This is a genomic window from Nocardioides sp. BP30, assembly GCF_029873215.1.
GTDB lineage: Bacteria > Actinomycetota > Actinomycetes > Propionibacteriales > Nocardioidaceae > Nocardioides.
Genome location: NZ_CP123620.1, coordinates 1043595 through 1065390 on the forward strand (window position 1 = coordinate 1043595; position 21796 = coordinate 1065390).

At 72.6% G+C, this 21796-nt stretch carries 22 protein-coding genes; 13 read left to right on the forward strand and 9 right to left on the reverse strand.

Translation table 11 applies throughout. The features are described from left to right. Nucleotides 1–48: 48 nt before the first annotated feature. Nucleotides 49–417: a VOC family protein gene (locus tag P5P86_RS04835; RefSeq protein WP_280610162.1), complete on the reverse strand. Its 369-nt coding sequence runs from the start codon at nt 415–417 to the stop codon at nt 49–51. A 77-nt stretch (nt 418–494) separates the two neighbouring features. On the opposite strand from P5P86_RS04835, the gene P5P86_RS04840 reads away from it, so the two are divergent. Both P5P86_RS04840 and P5P86_RS04845 read left to right on the forward strand, forming a co-directional pair. Further along, entirely contained in the window at nt 495–1307 is an 813-nt protein-coding gene (locus P5P86_RS04840) for an endo alpha-1,4 polygalactosaminidase (protein ID WP_280610163.1), read from the forward strand. A 22-nt stretch (nt 1308–1329) separates the two neighbouring features. Further along, nucleotides 1330–2097 carry a class I SAM-dependent methyltransferase gene (locus P5P86_RS04845; protein WP_280610164.1) on the forward strand — a complete coding sequence of 256 codons (768 nt, stop codon included), beginning with the start codon at nt 1330–1332 and terminating at the stop codon, nt 2095–2097. Nucleotides 2098–2199: 102 nt separating this feature from the next. On the opposite strand, the gene abmR is transcribed toward P5P86_RS04845, so the two are convergent. Beyond that, nucleotides 2200–2718 (reverse strand): ATP-binding transcription factor AbmR, encoded by a 519-nt coding sequence (gene abmR / locus P5P86_RS04850; protein WP_280610165.1) that lies wholly within the window; start codon nt 2716–2718, stop codon nt 2200–2202. Nucleotides 2719–2867: 149 nt separating this feature from the next. Between abmR and P5P86_RS04855 the strand changes: the two genes are divergently transcribed. From P5P86_RS04855 to P5P86_RS04885, 7 genes are all read left to right on the forward strand, one after another. Then, on the forward strand, nt 2868–4064 hold the full coding sequence (locus P5P86_RS04855) for an ROK family transcriptional regulator (RefSeq protein WP_280610166.1): 1197 nt from the start codon (nt 2868–2870) through the stop codon (nt 4062–4064). Continuing rightward, complete coding sequence (locus tag P5P86_RS04860; protein ID WP_280610167.1) at nt 4057–4923, forward strand: ABC transporter permease; 867 nt, start codon at nt 4057–4059, stop codon at nt 4921–4923. The genes P5P86_RS04855 and P5P86_RS04860 overlap by 8 nt, the downstream gene beginning before the upstream one ends. Further along, entirely contained in the window at nt 4920–5708 is a 789-nt protein-coding gene (locus P5P86_RS04865; RefSeq protein WP_280610168.1) for an ABC transporter ATP-binding protein, read from the forward strand. The genes P5P86_RS04860 and P5P86_RS04865 overlap by 4 nt, the downstream gene beginning before the upstream one ends. 121 nt (nt 5709–5829) lie before the next feature. Next, the gene (locus P5P86_RS04870) at nt 5830–6807 is read left to right on the forward strand and encodes an aliphatic sulfonate ABC transporter substrate-binding protein (RefSeq protein ID WP_280610170.1); all 978 of its coding nucleotides are present in this window, start codon (nt 5830–5832) and stop codon (nt 6805–6807) included. A 56-nt stretch (nt 6808–6863) separates the two neighbouring features. Continuing rightward, a complete protein-coding gene (locus tag P5P86_RS04875) occupies nt 6864–8384 on the forward strand; it encodes a sulfatase family protein (RefSeq protein ID WP_280610171.1) in 1521 nt (506 codons plus the stop codon). Then, nucleotides 8381–9811: a sulfatase family protein gene (locus tag P5P86_RS04880; protein WP_280610172.1), complete on the forward strand. Its 1431-nt coding sequence runs from the start codon at nt 8381–8383 to the stop codon at nt 9809–9811. The genes P5P86_RS04875 and P5P86_RS04880 overlap by 4 nt, the downstream gene beginning before the upstream one ends. Then, a complete protein-coding gene (locus tag P5P86_RS04885) occupies nt 9808–10761 on the forward strand; it encodes a formylglycine-generating enzyme family protein (protein WP_280610173.1) in 954 nt (317 codons plus the stop codon). The genes P5P86_RS04880 and P5P86_RS04885 overlap by 4 nt, the downstream gene beginning before the upstream one ends. A gap of 41 nt (nt 10762–10802) precedes the next feature. Here P5P86_RS04885 and P5P86_RS04890 read toward each other — a convergent pair whose 3' ends face one another. The 5 genes from P5P86_RS04890 to P5P86_RS04910 form a co-directional block, all read right to left on the reverse strand. Continuing rightward, on the reverse strand, nt 10803–11087 hold the full coding sequence (locus P5P86_RS04890) for a DUF4235 domain-containing protein (protein WP_280610174.1): 285 nt from the start codon (nt 11085–11087) through the stop codon (nt 10803–10805). Next, on the reverse strand, nt 11087–12133 hold the full coding sequence (locus tag P5P86_RS04895; RefSeq protein WP_280610176.1) for a YihY/virulence factor BrkB family protein: 1047 nt from the start codon (nt 12131–12133) through the stop codon (nt 11087–11089). The genes P5P86_RS04890 and P5P86_RS04895 overlap by 1 nt, the downstream gene beginning before the upstream one ends. Continuing rightward, nucleotides 12130–12369: a DUF3618 domain-containing protein gene (locus P5P86_RS04900; protein WP_280610177.1), complete on the reverse strand. Its 240-nt coding sequence runs from the start codon at nt 12367–12369 to the stop codon at nt 12130–12132. Before P5P86_RS04900 ends, P5P86_RS04895 begins: the two co-directional genes overlap by 4 nt. Then, complete coding sequence (locus P5P86_RS04905; protein ID WP_280610178.1) at nt 12366–12851, reverse strand: phage holin family protein; 486 nt, start codon at nt 12849–12851, stop codon at nt 12366–12368. Before P5P86_RS04905 ends, P5P86_RS04900 begins: the two co-directional genes overlap by 4 nt. Nucleotides 12852–12962: 111 nt before the next feature. Beyond that, entirely contained in the window at nt 12963–13922 is a 960-nt protein-coding gene (locus tag P5P86_RS04910; RefSeq protein WP_280610179.1) for an alpha/beta hydrolase, read from the reverse strand. A gap of 71 nt (nt 13923–13993) precedes the next feature. Here P5P86_RS04910 and P5P86_RS04915 point away from each other — a divergent pair, with 71 nt between their 5' ends. Further along, entirely contained in the window at nt 13994–14554 is a 561-nt protein-coding gene (locus P5P86_RS04915; protein ID WP_280610180.1) for a hemerythrin domain-containing protein, read from the forward strand. 19 nt (nt 14555–14573) lie between these two features. Here the strand turns inward: P5P86_RS04915 and P5P86_RS04920 are convergent, their stop codons facing one another. After that, nucleotides 14574–16223, reverse strand: coding sequence for a DNA repair helicase XPB (locus P5P86_RS04920; RefSeq protein WP_280610181.1), 1650 nt, complete (start codon nt 16221–16223; stop codon nt 14574–14576). Between the two features lie 112 nt (nt 16224–16335). Then, entirely contained in the window at nt 16336–18309 is a 1974-nt protein-coding gene (locus tag P5P86_RS04925; RefSeq protein WP_280610182.1) for a helicase-associated domain-containing protein, read from the reverse strand. Between the two features lie 36 nt (nt 18310–18345). Here P5P86_RS04925 and P5P86_RS04930 point away from each other — a divergent pair, with 36 nt between their 5' ends. Genes P5P86_RS04930 through P5P86_RS04940 form a run of 3 tightly spaced genes read left to right on the forward strand, consistent with a single transcriptional unit; the run spans nt 18346 to nt 21775 of the window. Further along, nucleotides 18346–19167 (forward strand): PP2C family protein-serine/threonine phosphatase, encoded by an 822-nt coding sequence (locus P5P86_RS04930; protein ID WP_280610183.1) that lies wholly within the window; start codon nt 18346–18348, stop codon nt 19165–19167. Next, the gene (locus tag P5P86_RS04935; RefSeq protein ID WP_280610184.1) at nt 19164–20723 is read left to right on the forward strand and encodes an FHA domain-containing protein; all 1560 of its coding nucleotides are present in this window, start codon (nt 19164–19166) and stop codon (nt 20721–20723) included. The genes P5P86_RS04930 and P5P86_RS04935 overlap by 4 nt, the downstream gene beginning before the upstream one ends. Continuing rightward, nucleotides 20720–21775, forward strand: coding sequence for an RDD family protein (locus tag P5P86_RS04940; RefSeq protein WP_280610185.1), 1056 nt, complete (start codon nt 20720–20722; stop codon nt 21773–21775). The genes P5P86_RS04935 and P5P86_RS04940 overlap by 4 nt, the downstream gene beginning before the upstream one ends. The last annotated feature ends 21 nt before the right edge of the window (nt 21776–21796 follow it).

Below are 21796 nucleotides of genomic sequence, written 5' to 3' on the forward strand. Positions count from 1 at the left end.
CGCCGGGGGCCACCCAGGTCTCGTTCCGCCCCGGTGACGGCGCTCGGGCTACCGGGCGATGTGCTGCAGCGCCCAGGAGTTCCCGTCCGGGTCACTGAAGTAGGCGTAGCGGACGCCGCCGCCCAGGTCCTGGATGTCGGAGACGTCGACGCCGCGCCCGCGCAGGGCGTCGCGCACCGCCTCCAGGTCGTCGACGACGAGGTGCAGACCCACCACCGGCGCGGCGTCGGGGTCGCCGATCCCGACGCCGACGACGACCGAGCACGCCGACCCGGGCGGCGTCAGCTGCACCACGCGCATGCCGTTGCCGGGCTCGACGTCGTGGTCGAGAGTGAACCCGACCTGCTCGAGGTAGAACGCCTTGCTCCGATCGACGTCGGTCGAGCGCAACGGGACCAGCTCCAGGCGCATCTGCATGACGCACTCCTCATCTCCGCGGATGTGACGGCACCCAGCATCACCCATCACGGCCTCCGAGGGCCGAGGATGGTGCCGTGAGACTCCGCTCCCCGCTGGCCGCCGTTCCCCTGATCGCCCTCGCGGCACTGCTGGGCGCCATGCTCGTCGCCGGTCTGCAGCCCGGCGCCCGCGCGGGGACGGTGATCAGGCCGCTCCCGGCAGGCACCCGGTTCGACTACCAGCTCGGCGGCGTACGCAGCGTGCCCGCCGGCGTCGGCATCGTGGTGCGCGACCGGACCGCGCAGCCGCTCGCGGGCCACTACAACGTCTGCTACGTCAACGGCTTCCAGACCCAGGTCGACCAGAGGCGGTTCTGGCGCAAGCGGATGGGCCTGGTCCTGCAGCGGCACGCTCATCCGGTCACCGACACGGCCTGGGGGGAGTGGCTGCTCGACATCGGTACGGCGGCCAAGCGCACCCGACTGGCCCGCATCGTCGGCCGCTGGACGGACGGCTGCGCCCGGCACGGGTTCGACGCGGTCGAGTTCGACAACCTGGACTCCTTCACCCGCTCGCACGGACTGCTCACGCGCGCTGACGCCACCCGCTTCGCACGGTTGCTCGTGCGCGGGGCGCACCGGGCCGGGTTGGCCGTCGGGCAGAAGAACCTGGCCGACTTCGACGGTCGCACAGTCGGCTACGACTTCGCGATCGCCGAGGAGTGCGGCCGCTACCACGAGTGCGGCGACTACCGTGCGCACTACGGTGGCGCCGTGCTCGCGGTCGAGTACCGGGCGCGTGACCTCGCGGCCGACTGTCGGCGGTACGGGACGAGCCTCGACGTCGTGCTGCGCGATCGCGACCTGGCCCCCGACGGCGTACGGCGCTGGTGTCCCACGGCCGGCTGAGCGGCACGGCACAATCTCGACCATGCGCACCGCCGAGGAGCTGATCGCCGAGGCCGCCGCGGCGGACGTGTCCGGCTGGGGGTTCGGCTGGCTGGAGGGCCGGGCGAGCGAGGAGCGGCCGCCCTGGGGGTACGCCGGCATCCTCGCCGACCGGCTCGCGAGGGCGAGCGTCGCGCTCGACCTCGATACCGGCGGAGGCGAGGTGCTGGCGCAGGCCCTGGCGCGAGCGAAGCGGCAACCGGCCCGGATGCATGCCTGTGAGGCCTGGCCGCCGAACGCGGCGCGAGCGCGGTCGCTGCTCGAGCCGCGCGGCGTGGAGGTGCACGAGGTCCCGCCCGGCGCGGAGCTGCCCTTCGACGACGGGAGTTTCGACCTCGTCACCGCGCGTCACCCGGTGACGCCGCCCTGGGCGCAGATCGCGCGGGTGCTGGCGCCGGGCGGCCAGTACGTCGCCCAGCACGTGGGGCCGGCCTCGGCCTTCGAGCTGATCGAGTTCTTCCTCGGACCGCTGCCTGAGCACCGCGCCGCCCGGGCGCCCGAGCGAGAGGCGGCGGCGGCCGCGCAGGCTGGCCTGGTGGTCACCGACCTGCGCACCGCACGCTGCCGGATGGAGCTGTACGACATCGGCGCCGTGGTCTGGTTGCTGCGCAAGTGCGTGTGGTGGGTGCCCGACTTCGACGTCGAGCGCTACAGCGACCGTCTCCTCGCCCTCGATGAGCTCATCCGTGCCGAGGGTGGGTTCGTGGCCCACGCGACACGGCACCTGGTCGTGGCGCGCAGGCCGGACTGAGGGCCGCTGCGCCGGAGCCGGCGGTGTCGAGCGGCGCGGCGTCCGCGTCGCTCAGGCGCCGACGCATTGCCCCTCGCCGTCGTTCGCGGTGGTCGCGACCGCTTACTGCGCGGCGCGGTCAGGCCCCTGCGACCGGACCTTGCGGACATGCTCGAGCGAGTCCCGCAGCTCGGTCAGCCACTCGTCGCTGTGCTGCTGCACCAGACGCACACACCAGCCCAGCGCGTCGCTCCGACTGCGCGCGACCCCCGCCTCCACGAGCAGGTCGAGCACCTGTCGCTCGGGTTGCCGCAGCCGGGTCATCACCGGTGCCGACACGTTGGTGAACACCGCCCGGACGTCGCCGCAGTCCACCCCCCACGACACCTTGCGGCCGAACCGGCGCTCGGCCTCCCGGGCGACGCCCATCCGGGCCTCCCGCGTGCGTTCGCGGAACTCCGCGATCCTGCCCTCGACGGTCGCCGCCCGCTCCGCCTCGCTGGCCTCGGCCGCGACGTCCGGCTCGCCGATGCGGCCGATCACGGTGATCTCCTCACGATCGACGCTGACCTCGGACAGCGCGTCCCACAGTCCCTCCGGCAGCCGGCCGGTCAGCCAGCCGCGCAATTCCCCTGTATTCATGTAATCAAAATTACTCCGTCCGGGAGGATGCGCAAGGGCCGCCTCCGAAGTGATGTCGGCCACCTTTGCCGCTTAAGTCGACCGAACAACTCCACCATATTTCTGCCGCCCGGTTGACGGAAAAAATACGAGTTCCTAACGTGACTTAGGTGTCAAGGTCCGCAACCGTCCAGGCGCTGGTGCGCCGGACGCACGAGCAGCGCGTGCTCGCGGTGCTCCGCGAGCGCGGTGCGATGAGCCGCGCCCAGATCGCCGCGCGGGTCGGGCTCTCGCGGACGACGCTCTCGGAGATCACCGCCGAGCTCATCGCTCGCGGCGCCGTGGTGGTGGCCCGAACCGACCTCGACCTGCGTCAGGGCAGCGGCCGGCCGGCCGAGCTCCTGGCTCTCGACCCCGGAGCCGGCCAGTTCGTGGGCGTCGACCTCGGGCACAGCCGGGTCCGGGTGATGATCGCCGACGCGGCCCACGAGGTGATCGCCGCAGGCGTGCAGCAGTACGACGCCAGCACGCCGTGGCCGGGGCGACAGGACGCCGGCTTCGGTCTGCTCGACCGCGTGGCCGCCGAGCACGGCCTGCACTTCGGCGCGCTCCAGGGCGTCGCCGTCGGGGTTGCAGGGCCCGACGCCAGCATCCGTCACCAGGTCCGCGCCGCCTTCGCCGAGCGGTTCGGCGCTCCGGTCCTCGTCGACAACAACACCCGCTTCGCGGCTCTCGCCGAGGCGATGTCGGACGACGAGGGCGCTGCAGCGGACCTCGCCTACGTCCGGGTCTCGGAGGGCATCGGCGGCGGCCTCGTGATCGGCGGCCGGCTGGTCCCCGGCGGCCGCGGCGGCGCCGGCGAGTTCGGGCACGTCCGCGTCGTCGAGGACGGCCACGACTGTCGGTGCGGCAAGCGCGGCTGCCTGGAGACCGTCGCCTCGATCGGCGCCCTCCTCGCCGAGGCGCGACGCCACGGAGCCCGCGTCACGGACGGCCAGGGCCTGCGCGACGCCGTCGCCGCCAACGACCCCGCCGCCACCGCGGCGATCGACCGCGCCGCCGACCTGCTCGGCCGGGTCCTGGCCGATGCAGCGCTCATGCTCAGCCCGGCATGCGTGGTGATCGGGGGAGAGCTCCCCGTGCTGGCGCCGTACGTCGTGGACCGCATCGCGGCGATCATCGCCACCGAGCTCGAGGCGGTGGGCACCGGGCTGCCGACCGTGCGGGCAGCCCTTCTCGGTGACGAGGACGGCGCCCGGGGCGCCATCGCCGCGCTGTACCACTCCTCACCGCTGCTGGCGGAGTACGACCTTGCCTCGGTGGCTGACGAGCCCGCCGACGCCGAACCCTGGAGAGCACGTGCCTGACCTACCCGCCGACCCCCTGCTCGAGTCCGTCGCCGCGTCCGAACGACGGCGCGCCCCGCTGCCCGCCGTCGCGGCAGCTGCGACGCCGGCGCCGCCACGCCGCCGACGACAGCTCTCCCGCACCGGTGCGCTGGCGCTCAACCTGCTCTCCGCCGTCGTCGGGGTGCTGATCTGGTGGGCGCTGGAGGCGGCCGGCCTCAACCTGCCGACGCCCTGGGCGGTCGTGAAGGACGCCGGTCACCTGCTCGCCAACGGAACCCTGGAGCAGGACGCCCTGGCCAGCCTCCGGCGCGTGCTGATCGGCTTCTGCCTCGGCTGCGCGCTCGCCGTGCCGGTCGGCTTCCTGATGGGGTGGTATCCGGTCGCTCGGGCGCTGATCGAGCCGTGGGTGCAGTTCTTCCGCACCATCCCGCCACTCGCGCTGATCCCGCTGGCAGTGGTGCTGTTCGGCATCGACGAGACGCCGAAGATCCTGGTCATCTTCCTGGCCGCGTTCCTGTCCTGCGTGATCGCGGCGTTCCAGGGCGTGATCAGCGTCGACCGCACGCTGATCAACGCCGCCCGGGTGCTCGGCGCCGGCGATCTGACCATCTTCCGCCGCGTGGTGGTCCCCGCCTCCATGCCCTACATCCTGGTCGGCATGCGCGTGGGCCTCGGCTCCTCGTGGGCGACGGTGGTCGCCGCGGAGCTGATCGCCGCGCAGCAGGGCCTGGGCTTCCGGATGCAGAGCGCGGAGCTCTACTACGACCTGCCGACGATCTTCGTCGGATTCATCACCATCGGCATCCTCGGCCTCCTGATGGACCGGATCCTGCTCGTGGCCGAGCGCCGTCTGACCGTCTGGCAGGAGCGCCGATGACAGCCGTGTCCACCCCCGCCCAGCCCAAGATCGCCGTACGCGGTGTCGGCAAGCGATTCGGCGACTTCACCGCGCTGGGGGAGGTCGACCTCGAGCTGGCAGCGAACGAGTTCGTCACCGTCGTGGGTCCCTCCGGGTGCGGCAAGAGCACCCTGCTCAACATCCTGGCCGGCCTGGAGGAGCCCACCAGCGGCCAGGCGCTCGTCGACGGTGCACCGGTCGACGGCCCGAGCCCCGAGCGCGGCGTGATCTTCCAGCAGTACGCGCTGTTCCCCTGGCTCACCGTGCGGGCCAACGTCGAGTTCGGCCTGCGGACCGCGCGCGTGCCGAAGGCCGAGCGCCGTCGGCGCGTCGACCACTACCTCGAGCTGGTGGGGCTCTCCGACTTCGCCGAGAAGCTGCCCAAGACGCTCTCCGGGGGCATGAAGCAGCGTTGCGCGATCGCGCGGGCGTACGCCGCCGACCCGGCGATCCTGCTGATGGACGAGCCCTTCGGTGCCGTCGACGCGCTCACCCGCGTCCGGCTGCAGGAGCAGCTGCTCGACACCTGGAGCCGCGAGCGCCGCACCGTCCTGTTCATCACCCACGACGTCGACGAGGCCGTCTTCCTGGCCAACCGGGTGGTGGTGATGGCGGCCAACCCCGGCCGCATCCAGGAGATCGTCGACGTCGACCTGCCCTACCCCCGGACCGAGGAGGTCCGGCTCAGCCCCGCGTTCACCGCGCTGCGCAACCGGGTGTGGAGCGCCGTCTACCACCAGGGGACGCCACCGGCAGCGCGCTGACCACCCCACACCACCCCTCACCACCCACCCCTCACCCCTCACGCTGCCGGCCAGGCCGGGAGCGCGGCCGCACTGCCCTCGCGGGCGGCCGGATCCACGCCCTACCGAAAAGAGAACGACCATGAAGAAGCTCCTGGCCCTCGCCGGTGCCGCCGCCTCCCTCGCCCTGACCCTGACCGCCTGCGGCTCCGGCGGTGACTCCGCGAGCGGCACGACGAAGATCACCTTCGGCTACATCGGCGACTTCAACGGCACCAGCCTGCTGGCCGTCGCCGACAAGCAGGGGCTGTGGAAGAAGGCCGGCCTCGACGTGGACACCAAGGTCTTCACCGACGGGCCGACCCAGATCCAGGCGCTGGGCGCCGGCAGCCTGAACTACGGCTACATCGGTCCCGGCGCTGTCTGGCTGCCGGCCTCCGGCAAGGCCAAGATCATCGCGATCGACACCCTCGGCGGCGCCGACCGCGTCATCGCCCAGCCGGGCATCACCTCGATGGCCGACCTCAAGGGCAAGAAGATCGGCGTGCCGGCGGGCACCTCGGGCGACATGATCCTCGGGCTGGCGCTGAAGAAGGCCGGCATGACCGACAAGGACGTGGACATCGTCCCGATGGACGCCGCGACCATCGTGACCGCCTTCGACACCGGCAAGATCGACGCCGCCGGCATCTACTACCCGACCATCGACACCATCAAGCAGAAGGTCCCGAACCTGGTCGAGCTCGCCCAGGACAGCGACTTCGAGCAGGACTTCGGCTTCCCGACCGCGTTCGTCTCCCAGACGAACGCCGACAAGGCGACGACCACCAAGGTCGACCAGGTCCTGCGCGAGGCGATGGACTACCGGGCGGCGCACACCAGCGAGGCGATCGCCGACACCGCGGCGATGCTCAAGCAGACGGTGGCCGCCGTGACCGCCGACGCCAGCCACGACAAGCTGCTCACCTCGGCCCAGCTCGACACCATGACCCAGAACGGCACCGTCGACACCTGGCTGACCTCGCTGGAGAACTACTTCGTGGGTGCCGGCAAGATCACCAAGGCCACCGACCCGAAGACGTTCTACCTCGGCGACCAGTTCGTGGCGGCCGGCAAGTGACCCAAGCCGCAACGGATCTCGGGAGGTCGTCGAAGCGCACGAACGTGCTCTTCTTGATGACCGATCAACATCGGGTGGACACCCTCGGCGCCTACGGCAACAGCCGGGTGCCGACACCCGCACTGGACGGGCTGGCCCGCAGCGGCACGCGGTTCGATCGCTGGTACACCCCCACCGCGATCTGCACCCCCGCGCGGGCCAGCCTCCTCACCGGCCAGGCGCCGTTCCGGCACAAGGTGCTGGCCAACGCCGAGCGCAACGTCGGATACGTCGAGGACCTCCCCGAGGACGTCTTCACCTTCCCCGTCGCGCTGCGTGAGGCCGGCTACAACACCGGTCTGGTCGGCAAGTGGCACGCCGGCAGTCGCCGGGAGCCGGCCGACTTCGGGCTTGACGGCGTGCACCTGCCGGGCTGGCACAACCCCGTGGACCACCCGGACTACCTGGCCTACCTCGCCGAGCGCGGGCTGCCGCCGTACCGGATCAGCGACCGGGTGCGCGGCACGCTGCCCAACGGAGGGCCCGGCAACCTGCTGGCGGCGCGGCTGCACCAGCCGGTGGAGGCCACCTTCGAGCACTACCTGGCGACCCGTGCGATCGAGTTGCTCGAGCGGTACGCCGAGGACGCTCACCGGGAGGACAAGCCGTTCTACCTGGGCCTGCACTTCTTCGGGCCGCACCTGCCCTACGTCATCCCGGACGAGTACTTCGACCTGATCGATCCCGCGACGGTCGCCTTGCCGCGCTCGATCGCCGAGACCTTCGCCGACAAGCCGCCGGTGCAGGCGAACTACAGCGCGCACTGGACCTTCGACACCATGCCGATCGAGGTCACGCGCAAGCTGATCGCCGTGTACTGGGGCTACGTCGCGCTGATCGACGAGCAGATCCAGCGGGTGCTCGACGCGGCGGCGCGGCTGGGCCTGATTGAGGACACGGCTGTCTTCTTCACCTGCGACCACGGTGAGTTCACCGGCAGTCACCGGCTGCACGACAAGGGCCCGGCGATGTATGAGGACATCTACCGCACCCCCGGCATCGTGCGGATCCCGGGCGGCCCGTCCGGCCAGGTCCGCGAGGAGTTCGTCAGCCTGCTCGACTGCACGGCCACCATCCTCGAGCTGGCCGGGCTCGACCCGAAGCCGGCCGTCGACTCGCGCAGCCTGCTGCCTCTCCTCAACGGGGAGCAGCCGGCGTGGGAGCCGGATCTGGTCGCGGAGTTCCACGGGCACCACTTCCCCTACCCGCAGCGCATGCTGCGCGAGGATCGCTACAAGCTGGTGGTCAACCCGACCGACACCTGCGAGCTCTACGACCTGCAGACCGACCCCGACGAGCTGCAGAACCGGTTCCACCACCCGGAGCTGGCCGAGGTCAGGGCGCGGATGATGCGGCGGCTGTACACGATCCTGCGCGAGCGCGACGACCGGTTCTACCACTGGATGACCTCGATGTACGACGTCGGCGAGCTCGACTACGACCCGATGATGAGCGGCCTCGACGAATCGACGTACGCCGGCGCGGAGACCGGTGTGGAGGCCGGTGCGCAGGAGGCCGCCGGGGGCGGGCGCGCATGACCCGGCGGCCCAACGTGGTCGTGATCCTGACCGACGACCACGCCGCGCACGCGATCTCGGCGTACGGCTCGGTGGTCAACCGGACGCCGCGGATCGACGAGATCGGCGAGCTCGGCTGGCGCGTCGAGCACTGCTTCGCCACCAACAGCCTGTGCTCGCCCAGCCGGGCCTCGATCCTGACCGGTACCTACAGCCACGTCAACGGCGTGACGACCCTGGTCACGCCGATCGACGCGAGCCAGCCGACCTTCGTCTCCCAGCTGAAGGCGGCCGGGTACCGCACGGCTGTCTTCGGCAAGTGGCACATGGGTGAGGGCCCCGGGCACGACCCCGAGGGCTTCGACGAGTGGCAGGTCTTCCTCGACCAGGGCGAGTACGTCGACCCGCAGCTGCTCTCCCGCGACGGTCTGCGCGTGGTGCCGGGCTACGCCACCGACATCGTCACCGATCTCGCCCTGGACTGGATCGACGCACTGCCGGGTGACGACCCGTGGTGCGTGCTGGTGTGGCACAAGGCGCCGCACCGGCCCTGGGTCCCCGACCCGGCCCGCAGCACCCGCGTGGCCGGGTCGGTCCCGGTGCCGGCGACGTTCGACGACGACTACGCCACCCGCACATCGTCGGCACGCCGTGCGGCGATGCGTATCGCCGAGCACCTGACCGCCGAGGATCTCAAGGTCGACCCGCCGGCGGGGCTGAGCTACGACGACCTAGCGCTGTGGAAGTACCAGCGGTTCATGGCCGACTACCTGGCCTGCGTGGAGTCGGTCGACGACAGCGTCGGACGGATCGTCGACCACCTGCGCTCGCGCGAGGACCTCGACGACACGCTGCTGCTCTACGCCTCCGACCAGGGGTTCTTCCTCGGCGACCACGGCTGGTTCGACAAGCGGTTCATGTACGAGGAGTCGCTGCGGATGCCGCTGCTGCTCAGCTACCCCCGACGCCTGCCGGGCGGCGGCGTCTTCGAGGAGATCGTGACGAACGTCGACTGGGCGCGCACGATCCTGGACGCCTGCGACGTCGAGCCGCACCCCCGAATGCAGGGCCGCTCGTTCTGGCCGGACCTCGTGGGCGAGCCCGTCGAGCCGCCGGCGGAGGGGATGTACTACCGCTACTGGGAGCACGACGACGTGTTCCACAAGGCCCCCGCGCACTACGGCTACCGCTCCGAGCGCTACAAGCTCGTCTACTTCTACAACGACGGTCTGGGTCTGCCCGGGACCGGCAGCTGGACCTATCCGGGCGAGTGGGAGCTCTACGACCTGCTCGAGGATCCGCACGAGCTGCGCAACGTGGCCGAGGATCCCGCCTACGCCGAGATCCGGGCGCGGCTGGAGGTCGAGCTGTGGCAGGCTCAGGCCCGGGTCGGCGACACGCCCCACCCGGGGCAGCCACGTCCGGCCCTGCACGAGGAGGATCGATGAGTGCCTGCTGCGCGCCGGGGCGCGGGGGCGAGCCGCACGAGCACCGCACCGCGAGCGAGCCGGAGCTGCTGGACATCGGTGCGCGACCCGACGGTGCCCACGCCGTGACGCAGGTGGCGATCCCGACGCAGGAGTTCGCGATGGGCGACGCGCACGGCGACGGGGCGCGGGCCGACGGTGAGACCCCCGTCCACCCGGTGCGGCTGGCGGCGTACGGGATCGACGCGACGACGGTGACGGTGGCCGACTTCGCGGCCTTCGTCGAGGCGACCGGCCACGTCACCGAGGCGGAGAGCTTCGGCTACTCGGCCGTCTTCCACCTCCACCTGTCGCCGGCCGATCGGAGGGCAGTGGTCGGCCAGCCGCCGCAGACGCCCTGGTGGCTGGGGGTGCGCGGCGCGGATTGGCGGCACCCGCACGGGCCGTCGTCGTCGATCGCAGGCCGCGAGGACCATCCGGTCACGCACGTGAGCTGGAACGACGCCCAGTCCTACTGTCGCTGGACGGGGCGTCGGCTGCCGACCGAGGCGGAGTGGGAGTGCGCCGCGCGCGGCGGTCGCGCCGGCGAGCGCTACCCGTGGGGTGACGAGCTGCCGGCCGGCACGTGGCCGGTGAACATCTTCCAGGGCACCTTCCCCACCGACGACACCGCGGAGGACGGCTGGTCCGGGACGGCTCCGGTGCGGGCCTTCCCTGCTCAGGGCTACGGCCTGTTCCAGATGGTCGGCAACGTGTGGGAGTGGTGCGCCGACTGGTTCGCACCGGACTGGTACGGCCGCTCTCCCGTCGCCTCGCCGACCGGTCCGCGCGACGGCTCGATGCGTGTCATCCGCGGCGGCTCGTTCCTGTGCAACGACTCCTACTGCAACCGCTACCGCAGCGCGGCCCGCTCGGCGAACACGCCCGACTCCTCGACCAGCAACATGGGCTTCCGCACGGTGGCGCGCTGAGGGCGGAGCCCCAGCGCGCCACGGTCGGGTGACGGGGTGGCTCAGTCGCCGGGCCACTCGCCGGTGGCCCGCTCGAACAACCTCGCTCCGCCCCGGTCGATCAACGCCCGTACGGCGGCGAAGATCGCGCCCTGGACCAGCGCGGCGGCCACCACCTGACCCAGGCCGTAGTCCGACTCCAGCGGCTTGGGCGGGTGGTCCTCCTCGCCCGGGACGGCCTTCTTCCAGATCAGCTGCACGATCTGCCCCGCGACCAGCCCGCCGAGCATGCTGGCGATGATGCCCCAGGGCCGGTACAGGATCTTGGCTGACGTGCTCGTGGCCATCATTCCTCCTTGCCGCGGCTCTCCCGGAGCCGTCGTCCCAATGCGATGTCCTTCTCCTGCTTGCGCTCGGCCTTCTCGATCTGCTTGGTGTCGCGCGGTTCGAGCTGCAGGTCGCGCTCGGCCGCGATGCCGGCCTGCAGTTGGCGGCCCCGCTCGAGCTCGGCGTCCAGCTCGGCACCGAAGAGCAGCGCCAGGTTGGTGATCCACAGCCACAGCAGGAACACGATCACCCCGGCGAGGGAGCCGTAGGTGCGGCCGTAGTGGCTGAAGCCCGCGACGTACAGACCGAAGGCGGCCGACGCGACGATCCAGACGAGGATCGCCACCGCCGCGCCCACGCTGATCCAGCGGAACTTCGGCTGCTTGACGTTGGGGGTGGCCCAGTAGAGCAACGCCACGACCAGCATGACCATCGCCAGCATGACCGGCCACTTGGCGATGTCCCAGACCAGGACGGCGGTGTTGCCGATCCCGATCTGGTCGCCGACGGCCTTGGCGGCCGGCCCGGTCACCACCAGCCCGAGCAGCACGGCCGCGCAGAGCACGACGGTGATCAGCGTGACCAGCAGCATGATCGGGCGCAGCTTCCACACCGGACGTCCCTCGGCGAAGCCGTAGATCCGGTTCATGCCGCGACCGAACGCGTTGACGTAGCCGGACGCCGACCACAGCGCGACCACGATGCCGATGACCAGCGCCAGGCCGTTGCCGCGCGAGGTGCTGAGCTCGGTGAGCAGCGGCTCGACGTTGTTGGCCACCGAGGTGATGCCGATCTGGCGCAGGATGTCGATGATCGCGTTGATGGTGCTGGGGCCCTGCCCGACCAGGCCGATCAGGGAGAGCACAGCGATCACGGCGGGGAACAGAGCGAGCACCGAGTAGTACGTCAGCGCGGCGGCGAGGTCGGTGCACTGGTCGGTGCCGAACTCCCGGAACGTGCGGCGGGCGATGTAGCGCCACGACGGCTTCTTGATGTCGGTGGGCGAGTCGGGCTTCGCCTCCTCCCGGCTGCCGTGACGGGGCAGGTGCGCGTCGTGCGTGCTCATCGGCGCTTCCGCCACACGATGAAGGCGACGGTGAGCACGGCTGCCACCGCGAGGCCGACGCCGACGCCGCGCGCTCGGGGGTCGTGCGCCAGCTCGTCGGCGCGGGCCTGGGCTCGTCCCTTCACGTCGAGGCGCTCGGTCAGAGCACCGACGGTGTCGGCGAGCTCGGCGCGGGTGCGCTCGATGTCGGCGCGCAGCTCCTCGGGCGTCTGCGGGGTGTTGTTCTGCTCGGTCATCGGTGCGCCGCCTCCTTCGCCGTCTCGACGTCGCGCTGGGTGCTCGCCATCGCCTCGGTCGGCACCGGAGGCGCAGCGGCGCGCACCGAGTTGCGGCCCACGAGCGCGGCGATGCCGGCCACGGCGAAGAGCACCACGGCGACGATCAGCGCCGCGAGCCAGGCGTCCACCGCCAGCGCCAGGGCGAGGACGGCGGTGGCGATCAGGGTGCCGAGGCCGAAGAGCGCGATGAGCCCGGCAGCACCGAACATGCCGACGCCGACGCCTGCCTTCTTCGCCTTGCCGCTCACCTCCAGCTGGGCCAGCCGCAGCTCGTCACGGACCAGCCGGGTGACCTCGTGCGAGAGCTGGCTGACCAGCTCGGGGGTCGAGGCGGGCTTGGACGGAGTCGGGGACGCGAGAGCGGCCGAGGCGTCGGACACGGGCTCCGGCCGGTCCTCGAGATGGTCCGTGGGCTGGACCGAGGGGATGTCGTTGGTCATGGTGCCCTCCTGAACGTGCGAGAGTCGTGCACCCACCACGGTGCCCACCCGGCGCTCGCTGATGCCCGCAGCCCAGCGCGCGTCCCGTCCCCGCCGGTCCAGCTCGTCGGCTCAGAGCCGCTTGCGCAGGAAGGCCGCGATGTCGTCGAGGGCCAGCCGCGCAGCCGGGACGACGCCCGGCAACGACACGAAGCCGTGGATCGCCGGCCCGTAGTCGCGCAGGTGCACCTCGACGCCCGCGGGGCGCAACCGGTCTGCGTACCGCGAGCCGTGATCACGCAGCGGGTCGTGCCCGGCGGTGAGGATCAGCGTCGGCGGCAGCCCCGCGTGCGAGTCGGCGCGCAGGGGAGATGCCTGCCAGTCCTCCACGCCGTACTGCTCGCCGAGGTAGAGGCGGGAGAAGATGTGCATCTGGGTGGAGGTCAGGACCGGCGCGTGCGCATGCTCCTCCTCGGAGGGGTAGCGCTCGTACATCTCGACCGCGGGGTAGATCAGGACCTGCGCGCGCAGGGCCGGGCCGCCCGCCTCGCGGGCGTGGAGGGCGCACACGGCGGCCAGGTTGCCACCGGCGCTGTCGCCCATCACGGCCAGCCGGGTGGCGTCCCCGCCGAGGTCGGCAGCGTGGTCGGCGATCCATCGCAGCACCGCCCAGGCATCGTCGGCCGCGGCCGGATAGGGGTGCTCGGGCGCGAGCCGGTAGCTCGGCGAGACGACCACCGCACCGACCGCGGCCGCGACGTGGGAGGCCAGCCACGCAGACTGCTCGGGTGCTCCGAGGCACCAGCCGCCACCGTGCAGGTTGACGACGATCGGCAGCGCGGCGCCGGGCCGTGCCGCGGCCGGGCGGTGGACGAGCAGCCGCTGCGTGCCTCCGTTCACCTCGGCGGTGCGCTCCGTGGTCACGACGCCGGTCGCGATCCGGCCGAAGAGGGCCCGACCGACGACTGTCTCGCGCAGCCGGTCCCGCCGCCCGCGCAACGCGATCATCTCGTGGGCGTCGGCGGGCTCGGGGGCGAACCGCTTGAGCACGGTCGCGAAGATCCGGGTGCGCAGGGCGAGGGGTGCAGGCATGAGGGCATCCTGCCGAACAAACCTCACCGGTGGTCCTGAATGAACCGCCGATCCACGGGCTACCTCGCCTCATGACCACCAGCAGCATCGAGCTCGGCCGGCCCCTGTCAGGCGACGTGATCGACCTGATCATCGACGATCACCGTCTCTTCGAGCAGCTCCTGCGCCAGCTGCGCGACCAGACCCAGGACCGCGACGCGGTCCGCCAGGCGTTCGCCGACGTACTGATCGCGCACGGCGAGGCCGAGGAGGAGCTCGTCTACCCGATCCTGCGGCGCAAGGCCGCCGACATCGGCGAGCACGAGGTCGAGCACGGCCACGAGGAGCATGCCGAGGGCAACGAGGCCCTGCTCGCGGTGCTCGAGCTGAAGGGCACCGACACCCAGGCCTTCACCGATGCGGTCGAGGAGCTCAGCAACCTGATCACCCACCACATCGCCGAGGAGGAGCTGACCATCCTCTCCCCGGCGCGGGTCGAGGTGGGGGAGCGGGTGCGTCACGACCTGGGCGAGAAGTGGGCCGCGCGCCGCAACCAGCTCATCGACGAGCATTGCGGGGCCATCCCCAACGTGCGGCGCATCGTCGAGGACGCCCGCAAGGAGGGCCTGCTCGACGACGACGACGACGAGTGAGGGCCCGACGACCCCCGGGTCAGACGTCGTCGGCGTCCACGATCCGGTAGGCGTAACCCTGCTCGGCGAGGAAGCGCTGCCGGTTGGCGGCGAAGTCGGCGTCCACGGTGTCGCGCGAGACGACGGTGTAGAAGTGCGCCACCTTGGTGGCTCCGGACTCCGTCGGGGTGCCGGGCCGCAGCAGCCGGCCCAGCCGCTGCGCCTCCTCCTGTCGCGAGCCGTAGGAGCCTGAGACCTGGATCGCCACCTCCGCAGAGGGCAGGTCGATGGAGAAGTTGGCGACCTTGGAGACCACCAGCAGCCCGATCTCGCCGGAGCGGAAGGCCTCGAAGAGCCGCTGTCGCTCCTTGACGGGCGTCTCCCCGGAGATCACCGGCGCGTCCAGGTCCTCGGCGAGCTCGTGCAGCTGCTCGAGGTACTGCCCGATGACCAGCGTCGGAGCGCCCGCGTGCTTGGCGACGAGCCGCTCCACCACCGACACCTTCTCGCGGGCGCACGACGCGAGCCGGTACCGCTCCTCCGGCTCGGCTGTGGCATAGGTCAGCCGGTCGGCGGAGGGCAGGGTGACCCGCACCTCGACGCAGTCGGCGGGTGCGATGTACCCCTGCGCCTCGATGTCCTTCCACGGCGCGTCGTAGCGCTTGGGACCGATCAGCGAGAACACGTCGCCCTCGCGGCCGTCCTCGCGCACCAGCGTCGCCGTCAGCCCGATCCGGCGCCGCGCCTGCAGGTCGGCGGTCATCCGGAAGATCGGTGCCGGCAGCAGGTGGACCTCGTCGTACACGATGAGGCCCCAGTCGCGGGCGTCGAGCAGCTCCAGGTGCGGGTAGACGCCCTTGCGGCGGGTGGTGAGCACCTGGTACGTCGCGATGGTGACGGGGCGGATCTCCTTGATCGTCCCGCTGTACTCGCCGATCTCCTCGGGCGTCAGCGACGTCCGCTTGACCAGCTCGTCCTTCCACTGGCGAGCGCTGACGGTGTTGGTCACCAGGATCAGGGTCGTCGCCTGGGCGTGCGCCATCGCCGCGGCGCCGACGAGGGTCTTGCCGGCGCCGCACGGCAGCACCACCACGCCCGAACCACCGTGCCAGAACGACTCCGCCGCCTCGGCCTGGTAGGGCCGCAGCGACCAGCCGTCCTCGGCGAGCTCGATGGCGTGGGCCTCGCCGTCGACGTACCCGGCGAAGTCCTCGGCCGGCCAGCCCAGCTTCAGCAGCGCCTGCTTGAGGTTGCCGCGCTCGGAGGGGTGGACGGCGACGGTGTCGTCGTCGATACGGGCACCGAGCATCCCGGCGACCTTCTTGGCCCGCAGCACCTCCTCGAGCACCGGGCGGTCGTTGCTGGCGAGGACGAGCCCGTGCACGGGGTGCTTCTCCAGCCGCAGCCGCCCGTAGCGGGCCATCGTCTCGGCGATGTCGACGAGCAGGGCATGCGGTACGGCGTAGCGCGAATAGGTGAGCAGCGTGTCGACGACCTGCTCGGCGTCGTGGCCGGCAGCGCGGGCGTTCCACAGGCCCAGCGGGGTGAGGCGGTAGGTGTGCACGTGCTCGGGGGAGCGCTCCAGCTCCGCGAACGGCGCGATCGCCTTGCGCGCGTCACCGGCCCGCGGATGGTCGACCTCGAGGAGCAGCGTCTTGTCCGATTGGACGATGAGGGGGCCGTCGTTCACTGGGCTGATTCTACGGGTGGGGTGGTTTTGACCCCCAGGGGTCAGAACCGCACGTTGGGGGGCGATGCATTGCCCGACAACCTGCGGTTGTGACCCCTGGGGGTCACAACCCTCACGCAGGCCGCACCGAGCTGATCCGGTGCACAGCGAACAGTCGCACCTCGTCCGCCCGCCGGTCGTGCGCCCGTAGCTGGCCGCCGTCGACCGAGAGCGGCTCGACCAGCCGTTCCGAGCGGGTGCCGTGGTTGTCGACGTACCCGATCACGACGCTCACGCGCGCATCGATCGCCTCGCGCAGGGCGGCCAGGGAGCCGATCGGCGTCAGGGTCTCGACGGCGGAGGCCGGCCGGGTCGCGGCCGCCTGGTCCCCGGCCCGTACGGCGGTCACCACCGCGGCGACCCGCGCCGCGTCCCGGGCCGCGCCCACCCCGTCCGGGGTCCGCCGCGGCGTGCGGGCGCGCTGCGCATCGGGTCGGGCGACGTGGAGCGAGCCGTCGGACGCCTCGACCACGGCGGCGACGCCGGCCTCGCGCAGCTGCGGCAACAGGACGTCGAGTGGCGTGGTGGAGACCAGGACTGTCGGCGCGAGCCGCCGCAGCCCCATCTCCGCGGCGGCGGGATGGTGCAGCAGCTCGGTGAGGGCGTGCTCGTCGTCGGCGCGCAGGAACGCCTCGGCGAACCCGATCCGCACCACGCCGAAGGTGCGCGCGGTGTCGTCGATCAGGTAGGTCAGCGGCTGCGGGACCGGCGTGCGCGAGATGTCGCTGACGAAGTCGTGCAGCTCCACCGCCGACCAGCCGAGGTCCATCGCGCGCCGGATCGAGGTCGGGGTGAACCGGTAGACGGTCGCGCCGCCGCGGGACTCGACCTCGGCGACGACGCCCAGCCGGCGGGCCAGCGAGGCCTCGAGCGGACCGGGCGCGACCGCCGTGAGGTCGGCCTGGAGGAGGATGTGGTCGACCGGCTCGGGGAGCAGAGCGCCGAGCGCGGCCGTCGGGTCCTCCTCGTCGAGCAGCGCGCGGGCGTAGGACGCCAGGCCGCCGAGGGCTGTCACGCCCAGGGCGGCGGACTCGGTGAACGTCCAGGCGATCTCGGCCGCACGCGACCGGGGCCGGCGGGGGCGCAGCCACTCCAGGTGAGCCAGCACGGACGGGCCACCGGTACCGGCCGCCAGGACCTCGCCCGCCGGCAGCGATCCCATCGCCGCCAGCGTCATCCGTCGGGTCTCCGCCACGTTCGGCGAGACCAGCTCGGGCACGAGGGCGTTCCACGCCTTGCCGGCGGTGTCGCGCTGACCGACCAGGGCGGGGGTCCGGTTCGAGCCGAGCCAGGCCCGGGCCAGGACCGTCCACCGCTCCGCCAGCGGCTGGGCGACCCAGCCATCGAAGGCCACTGTCGGCAACCAGCCGAGATTGCCGTTGTCGTCGGGACCGGTGGCGAGCAGACCGGCGGTGGCCGCCACCTCGATCAGGAGCGCCGCCGTCGGCTCGTCGACGTGCAGGCGCGCTGCCGCCGCCTTGAGGTCGCGCACGCCGAGGCCGCCGGAGCGCAGGGCGACCGGCGGTGCGGCCCCCCACCCGTCGAGCAGGAGCTCCACGCGGCGTACGGCCTCGAACGCCGCTCCCGCCGCGGCCCGGTCGACCAAGGTGGCATCGCGCACGGAGGTGGCCAGTGCGGGCGGCCCGTCGGCCGGACCGTCGAGGGAGACCTCCGGCGCCACCAGGGCGAGCTCGGCGAGTCCGGTGACAGCCCGCAGCCCGCCGGTGGACTCCCAGGCCAGCGCGAGATCCAGCAGCCGACCCAGGGCCGCGCGTGCGGCCGCGGGCTCCGCTGCGAGGTTGTCCGCCAGTTGCTCGGCGCTGGTTTGGCCCGCCGAGATGAGGGCATCAAGAACGGAGAGCTCGAGCCGGTCGAGGCCGTCGAGCGCACGGACGAGCGACGACCGGGTGGCCGCGCGCGCGGCGAGCTGGGCCGAGTCGAGAGGTGCAGGAGTGGCGAGATCGGGGCGAGCGACCAGCAGGCGGGACAGCCGCTCGTCCGGCCAGGCGCGCACCTGGTCGGCGAGCGAGCGATACCCGGTGTCCATCCCACCCAATCTAGTGGGATCGTCGATGGAGCGCCGGTGAAGCGCCTCCTCGTGGACCACGGTGCCGCGAGCGACGTGGGCCTCGTGCGCGAGGTCAACGAGGACTCCTTCTTCGCCGAGGCCCCCGTCTACGTCGTCGCCGACGGCATGGGTGGTCACGACGGCGGCGACGTGGCCAGCAACCTCGCCGTGGAGGAGTTCGCCCGGCTCGCGGGCCGCGGCCTGACCCTGGAGGAGGGTGTCGAGGCGATCGCCGAGGCGCTGCGCAGCGCCGACGCCCGGATCGGCGAGTACGCCGCCGGGCAGCGGGCCCGCGGACACGAGGACTTCCACTCCGGCACCACGGTGGCCGCGGCGGTGGTGGTGGAGGCGCCGGCAGGCCCGCAGTGGCTGCTGGCGAACCTCGGCGACTCGCGCATCTACCGGTTCTTCGAGGGCGCGCTGACCCAGGTCAGCGTGGACCACAGCCTGGTCCAGGAGCTGGTCGACGCCGGCACCCTGACGCCCGAGCAGGCCGAGCGTCACCCCGACCGGCACGTCGTCACCCGGGCGCTGGGCGGCGTGGCCTCCGCCGTACCGGACCTGTTCCACATGATGCTGCCGCCCGGGTCGCGGCTGCTGCTGTGCTCCGATGGGGTCAGCGGCATGATCGGGGCCGCGGCGATGGCTGCGATCCTGGACGCACCGGGGGATGCCCGGGACGCCGCGAGGCGGCTCGTCGACGCCGCCGTGGCGGCCGGTGGACGCGACAACGCGACGGCTGTGGTCGTCGATGTGGTGGGATGGGCCGACGAGAGTCCCTACGACGCTGTCGTGCAACGGCAGAGTCTCGAGCAGAAACTCGGAGTCCTTCCGTGATCTCCTACCGTCCTGGAACCTGGTTCGGCATCGTCGGTGAGCACGCCACCGTGCTGCTGCCGCCCTCGGAGAAGGCCCGCGCCGGCAGCCTGTGGGCGCTGGTCGACGACGGCGCCGGCTTCGACGAGGTCCTGGACGCGCTCGTCTCCGACGGGTTGCGCGCCCTGCCCGGCTTCGTCCTCCTGACCACCGACGAGTCGACCACCCGGATCGTCGTCCGCGGACCGTCGAAGGCCGCCTTCGCCACCGACGCCGGCGAGGTGGTGGTGGAGGGGTCCGCGTCCTCGACCTGGGTCGAGCGGTCCTTGAGCGGAGTGAGCGGGTTCTCCGTCGTCCTGGAGGACGTCGAGGAGCCCCTGCTGACGCTGCACGACGGGCTGGTGCGGCTCGCCGCGCTGGTCTCCCCGGGTCGCCTGGAGCCGGCCCCGGGCGAGCATGCCCCCTCGCCGTCGGCCGCGGCGTCGACCGCTGCCGAGGCCCCCGAGGTCTCGGGCCCGTACGCCGCGGTGCTGCCGTTCCCGGCCGGCGGTCCGTCGCTTCCTCCGCCGCCGTCCGCCCCGCCGGTCGCCCCGCTCGTCCCTCCGGTGGCTGCGCCGCCGGCGCCGCCGGTGAGCGATCCCTTCGAGCCGGAGGCGCCGGCCGAGCAGCCGGTGGCGGCGGCACAGCCGGAGCCCGAGCAGCCGGAGCCCGAGCAGCCGGAGCCCGAGCAGCAGAGCGGGGAACCGGCGGCCGAGTCGGCCGAGGACGAGCTCGACGTCCCGGCCTGGGCCTCGGCATCGGCCGCGAGCGACCCGCTCTCCGGTCCGGTGGACCCGACCTGGGACGAGTCCTGGGCCGACGAGCCCACCGGGGTGATCCCGGTGGTGCCGGCCGAGCAGCCGACTGCGCCCGAGCACTCGGCGGAGCCGCCGGCCTGGACCCCCGGCACCCCCGGCGGGCCGGCCGAGGCTCCCGGGGCCGTCCCGCCCCCGCCGCCGTTCCCGCCGGTGGGCGTTCCTCCCGTGCCCGAGCCGCCGGCCGTGCCGTCCTGGGGTGCCGTCCCGGCGGAGCCGGCCGAGCCCGAGCCCGCGGCCCCCGCGGAGCCCGCCGCCGGCCCCCACGACGACCACGACGGCCTGACCCGTGCCGGCGCACCCGACGCGGGGCTGCTGCCCCCGCCGCCCGGCATCCCGGGCCAGCAGGCCGCGCCGGCGGTGACGGCCTACCCGGTGGCCAAGCTGGAGTTCTCCCATGGCGAGCGCGTCGACGTCGACCGCGTGGTGATCATCGGTCGAGCGCCGGAGGCGGGGCGGTTCTCGCTCGCCGAGCAGCCGCTGCTGGTCACGGTGCCCAGCCCGCACCAGGAGATCTCCTCCACCCACATCGAGATCCGGCCCGGCTCGGGCGTGGACCATGGTGCGGCGGTGGTGACCGATCTGGGCTCGACCAACGGCACCGTCGTGGTCCAGCCCGGCCTGGGCCCGGAGGAGCTGCGCCCCGGCGTACCCGTCCAGCTCATGCCCGGCGCTCTCATCGACCTCGGTGACGGCCTCACCATCAGGGTCAGCCAGCCGTGAGCGGACCCGTCTCGGGACGGGTCGTCGCCGACCCCGATCGCCGGTTCTACGCCTGGGTGCTCGACAGGCTGATCGCGCTGGTCGGGTACGCCGCTGCGGGCGTCGCCGCCACGTTCACCCTCTTCCGGCCCGGCCACACCCTGCTCGGTGTGCTCGCGATCGTGGCGGTGGCCCTGGTGATCTGGCTCGTCGGCGCGCTGATGACGGGGCTGGCGGGCGTCACGCCGGGCAAGTCGTTGTGCGGGCTGAAGGTGGTGCGCGTGAGGACCGGCGAGCCCATCGGGCTGGGACCCGCGCTGGTGCGGCAGGCCATCGTTGGCCTGGGCGGCTATCCGACCCTCGGCATCGGGGACGCCACGCTGGCCTGGATGGCCACCCTCGACGGCACCGGTCTACGGCGTGCCTGGCACGACCGGGTGGTCGGGTCGGTGGTGCTCGACGTGCGGCCGCAGCCGGCGGCCCCGGCGCCGCCCGAGCAGGCACCGGACCGCGTGGTGAACCTCACCGCCCTGCGCCTGGTACCGGCCGAGGCGAGCCCGCAGGCGGCCCCCTCTCCGGCCCCCTCCCCGGCACCGTCCGCTCGCCGATCCCCGGCTCCGGCCCCGGTGCCAGCGGCCCAGGCCCCGGCCGCCGCGGCCCCGATCCCGGCGGCCCCGATCCCGGCGGCCCCGGCCTCAGTACCGGTCCCACCGGTCCCGCCGACCCCGGCTCCGGTCCCCGCTCGCTGGCGGGTCACCTTCGACACCGGCCAGAGCTTCGTCGTCGAGGGCCTGGCGCTGGTGGGACGCAGCCCCGAGCCGCGGCAGGGGGAGCGGGCGGCCCATCTGGTTCCGCTGCAGTCGAGCGACATGTCCCTGTCCAAGACGCATGCGCAGTTCGGCGTGGTACCCGACGGAACCCTCGTGGTGATGGACCGCGGGTCGACCAACGGCTCGGTGCTGCTGCGCGGCGGCGTGGCCAAGCCGCTGACCGCCCGCCAGCCCGCGACGCTGCTTCCCGGCGACCGGGTCCGCTTCGGCGACCGCGAGATGACGGTCGCCCGCGAGGCGTGAGCGCCGTACGACCCGCCCCGT

What these genes read in the sequence shown, in the direction of transcription:
- P5P86_RS04890 (WP_280610174.1), bottom strand. Translation starts at nt 11,087, where the DNA reads ATGGCCACGAGCACGTCAGCCAAGATCCTGTACCGGCCCTGGGGCATC.
- P5P86_RS04915 (WP_280610180.1), top strand. Translation starts at nt 13,994, where the DNA reads ATGACCACCAGCAGCATCGAGCTCGGCCGGCCCCTGTCAGGCGACGTG.
- P5P86_RS04910 (WP_280610179.1), bottom strand. Translation starts at nt 13,922, where the DNA reads ATGCCTGCACCCCTCGCCCTGCGCACCCGGATCTTCGCGACCGTGCTC.
- P5P86_RS04900 (WP_280610177.1), bottom strand. Translation starts at nt 12,369, where the DNA reads ATGACCGAGCAGAACAACACCCCGCAGACGCCCGAGGAGCTGCGCGCC.
- abmR (WP_280610165.1), bottom strand. Translation starts at nt 2,718, where the DNA reads ATGAATACAGGGGAATTGCGCGGCTGGCTGACCGGCCGGCTGCCGGAG.
- P5P86_RS04865 (WP_280610168.1), top strand. Translation starts at nt 4,920, where the DNA reads ATGACAGCCGTGTCCACCCCCGCCCAGCCCAAGATCGCCGTACGCGGT.
- P5P86_RS04880 (WP_280610172.1), top strand. Translation starts at nt 8,381, where the DNA reads ATGACCCGGCGGCCCAACGTGGTCGTGATCCTGACCGACGACCACGCC.
- P5P86_RS04885 (WP_280610173.1), top strand. Translation starts at nt 9,808, where the DNA reads ATGAGTGCCTGCTGCGCGCCGGGGCGCGGGGGCGAGCCGCACGAGCAC.
- P5P86_RS04895 (WP_280610176.1), bottom strand. Translation starts at nt 12,133, where the DNA reads ATGAGCACGCACGACGCGCACCTGCCCCGTCACGGCAGCCGGGAGGAG.
- P5P86_RS04835 (WP_280610162.1), bottom strand. Translation starts at nt 417, where the DNA reads ATGCAGATGCGCCTGGAGCTGGTCCCGTTGCGCTCGACCGACGTCGAT.
- P5P86_RS04870 (WP_280610170.1), top strand. Translation starts at nt 5,830, where the DNA reads ATGAAGAAGCTCCTGGCCCTCGCCGGTGCCGCCGCCTCCCTCGCCCTG.
- P5P86_RS04925 (WP_280610182.1), bottom strand. Translation starts at nt 18,309, where the DNA reads ATGGACACCGGGTATCGCTCGCTCGCCGACCAGGTGCGCGCCTGGCCG.
- P5P86_RS04905 (WP_280610178.1), bottom strand. Translation starts at nt 12,851, where the DNA reads ATGACCAACGACATCCCCTCGGTCCAGCCCACGGACCATCTCGAGGAC.
- P5P86_RS04845 (WP_280610164.1), top strand. Translation starts at nt 1,330, where the DNA reads ATGCGCACCGCCGAGGAGCTGATCGCCGAGGCCGCCGCGGCGGACGTG.
- P5P86_RS04875 (WP_280610171.1), top strand. Translation starts at nt 6,864, where the DNA reads ATGACCGATCAACATCGGGTGGACACCCTCGGCGCCTACGGCAACAGC.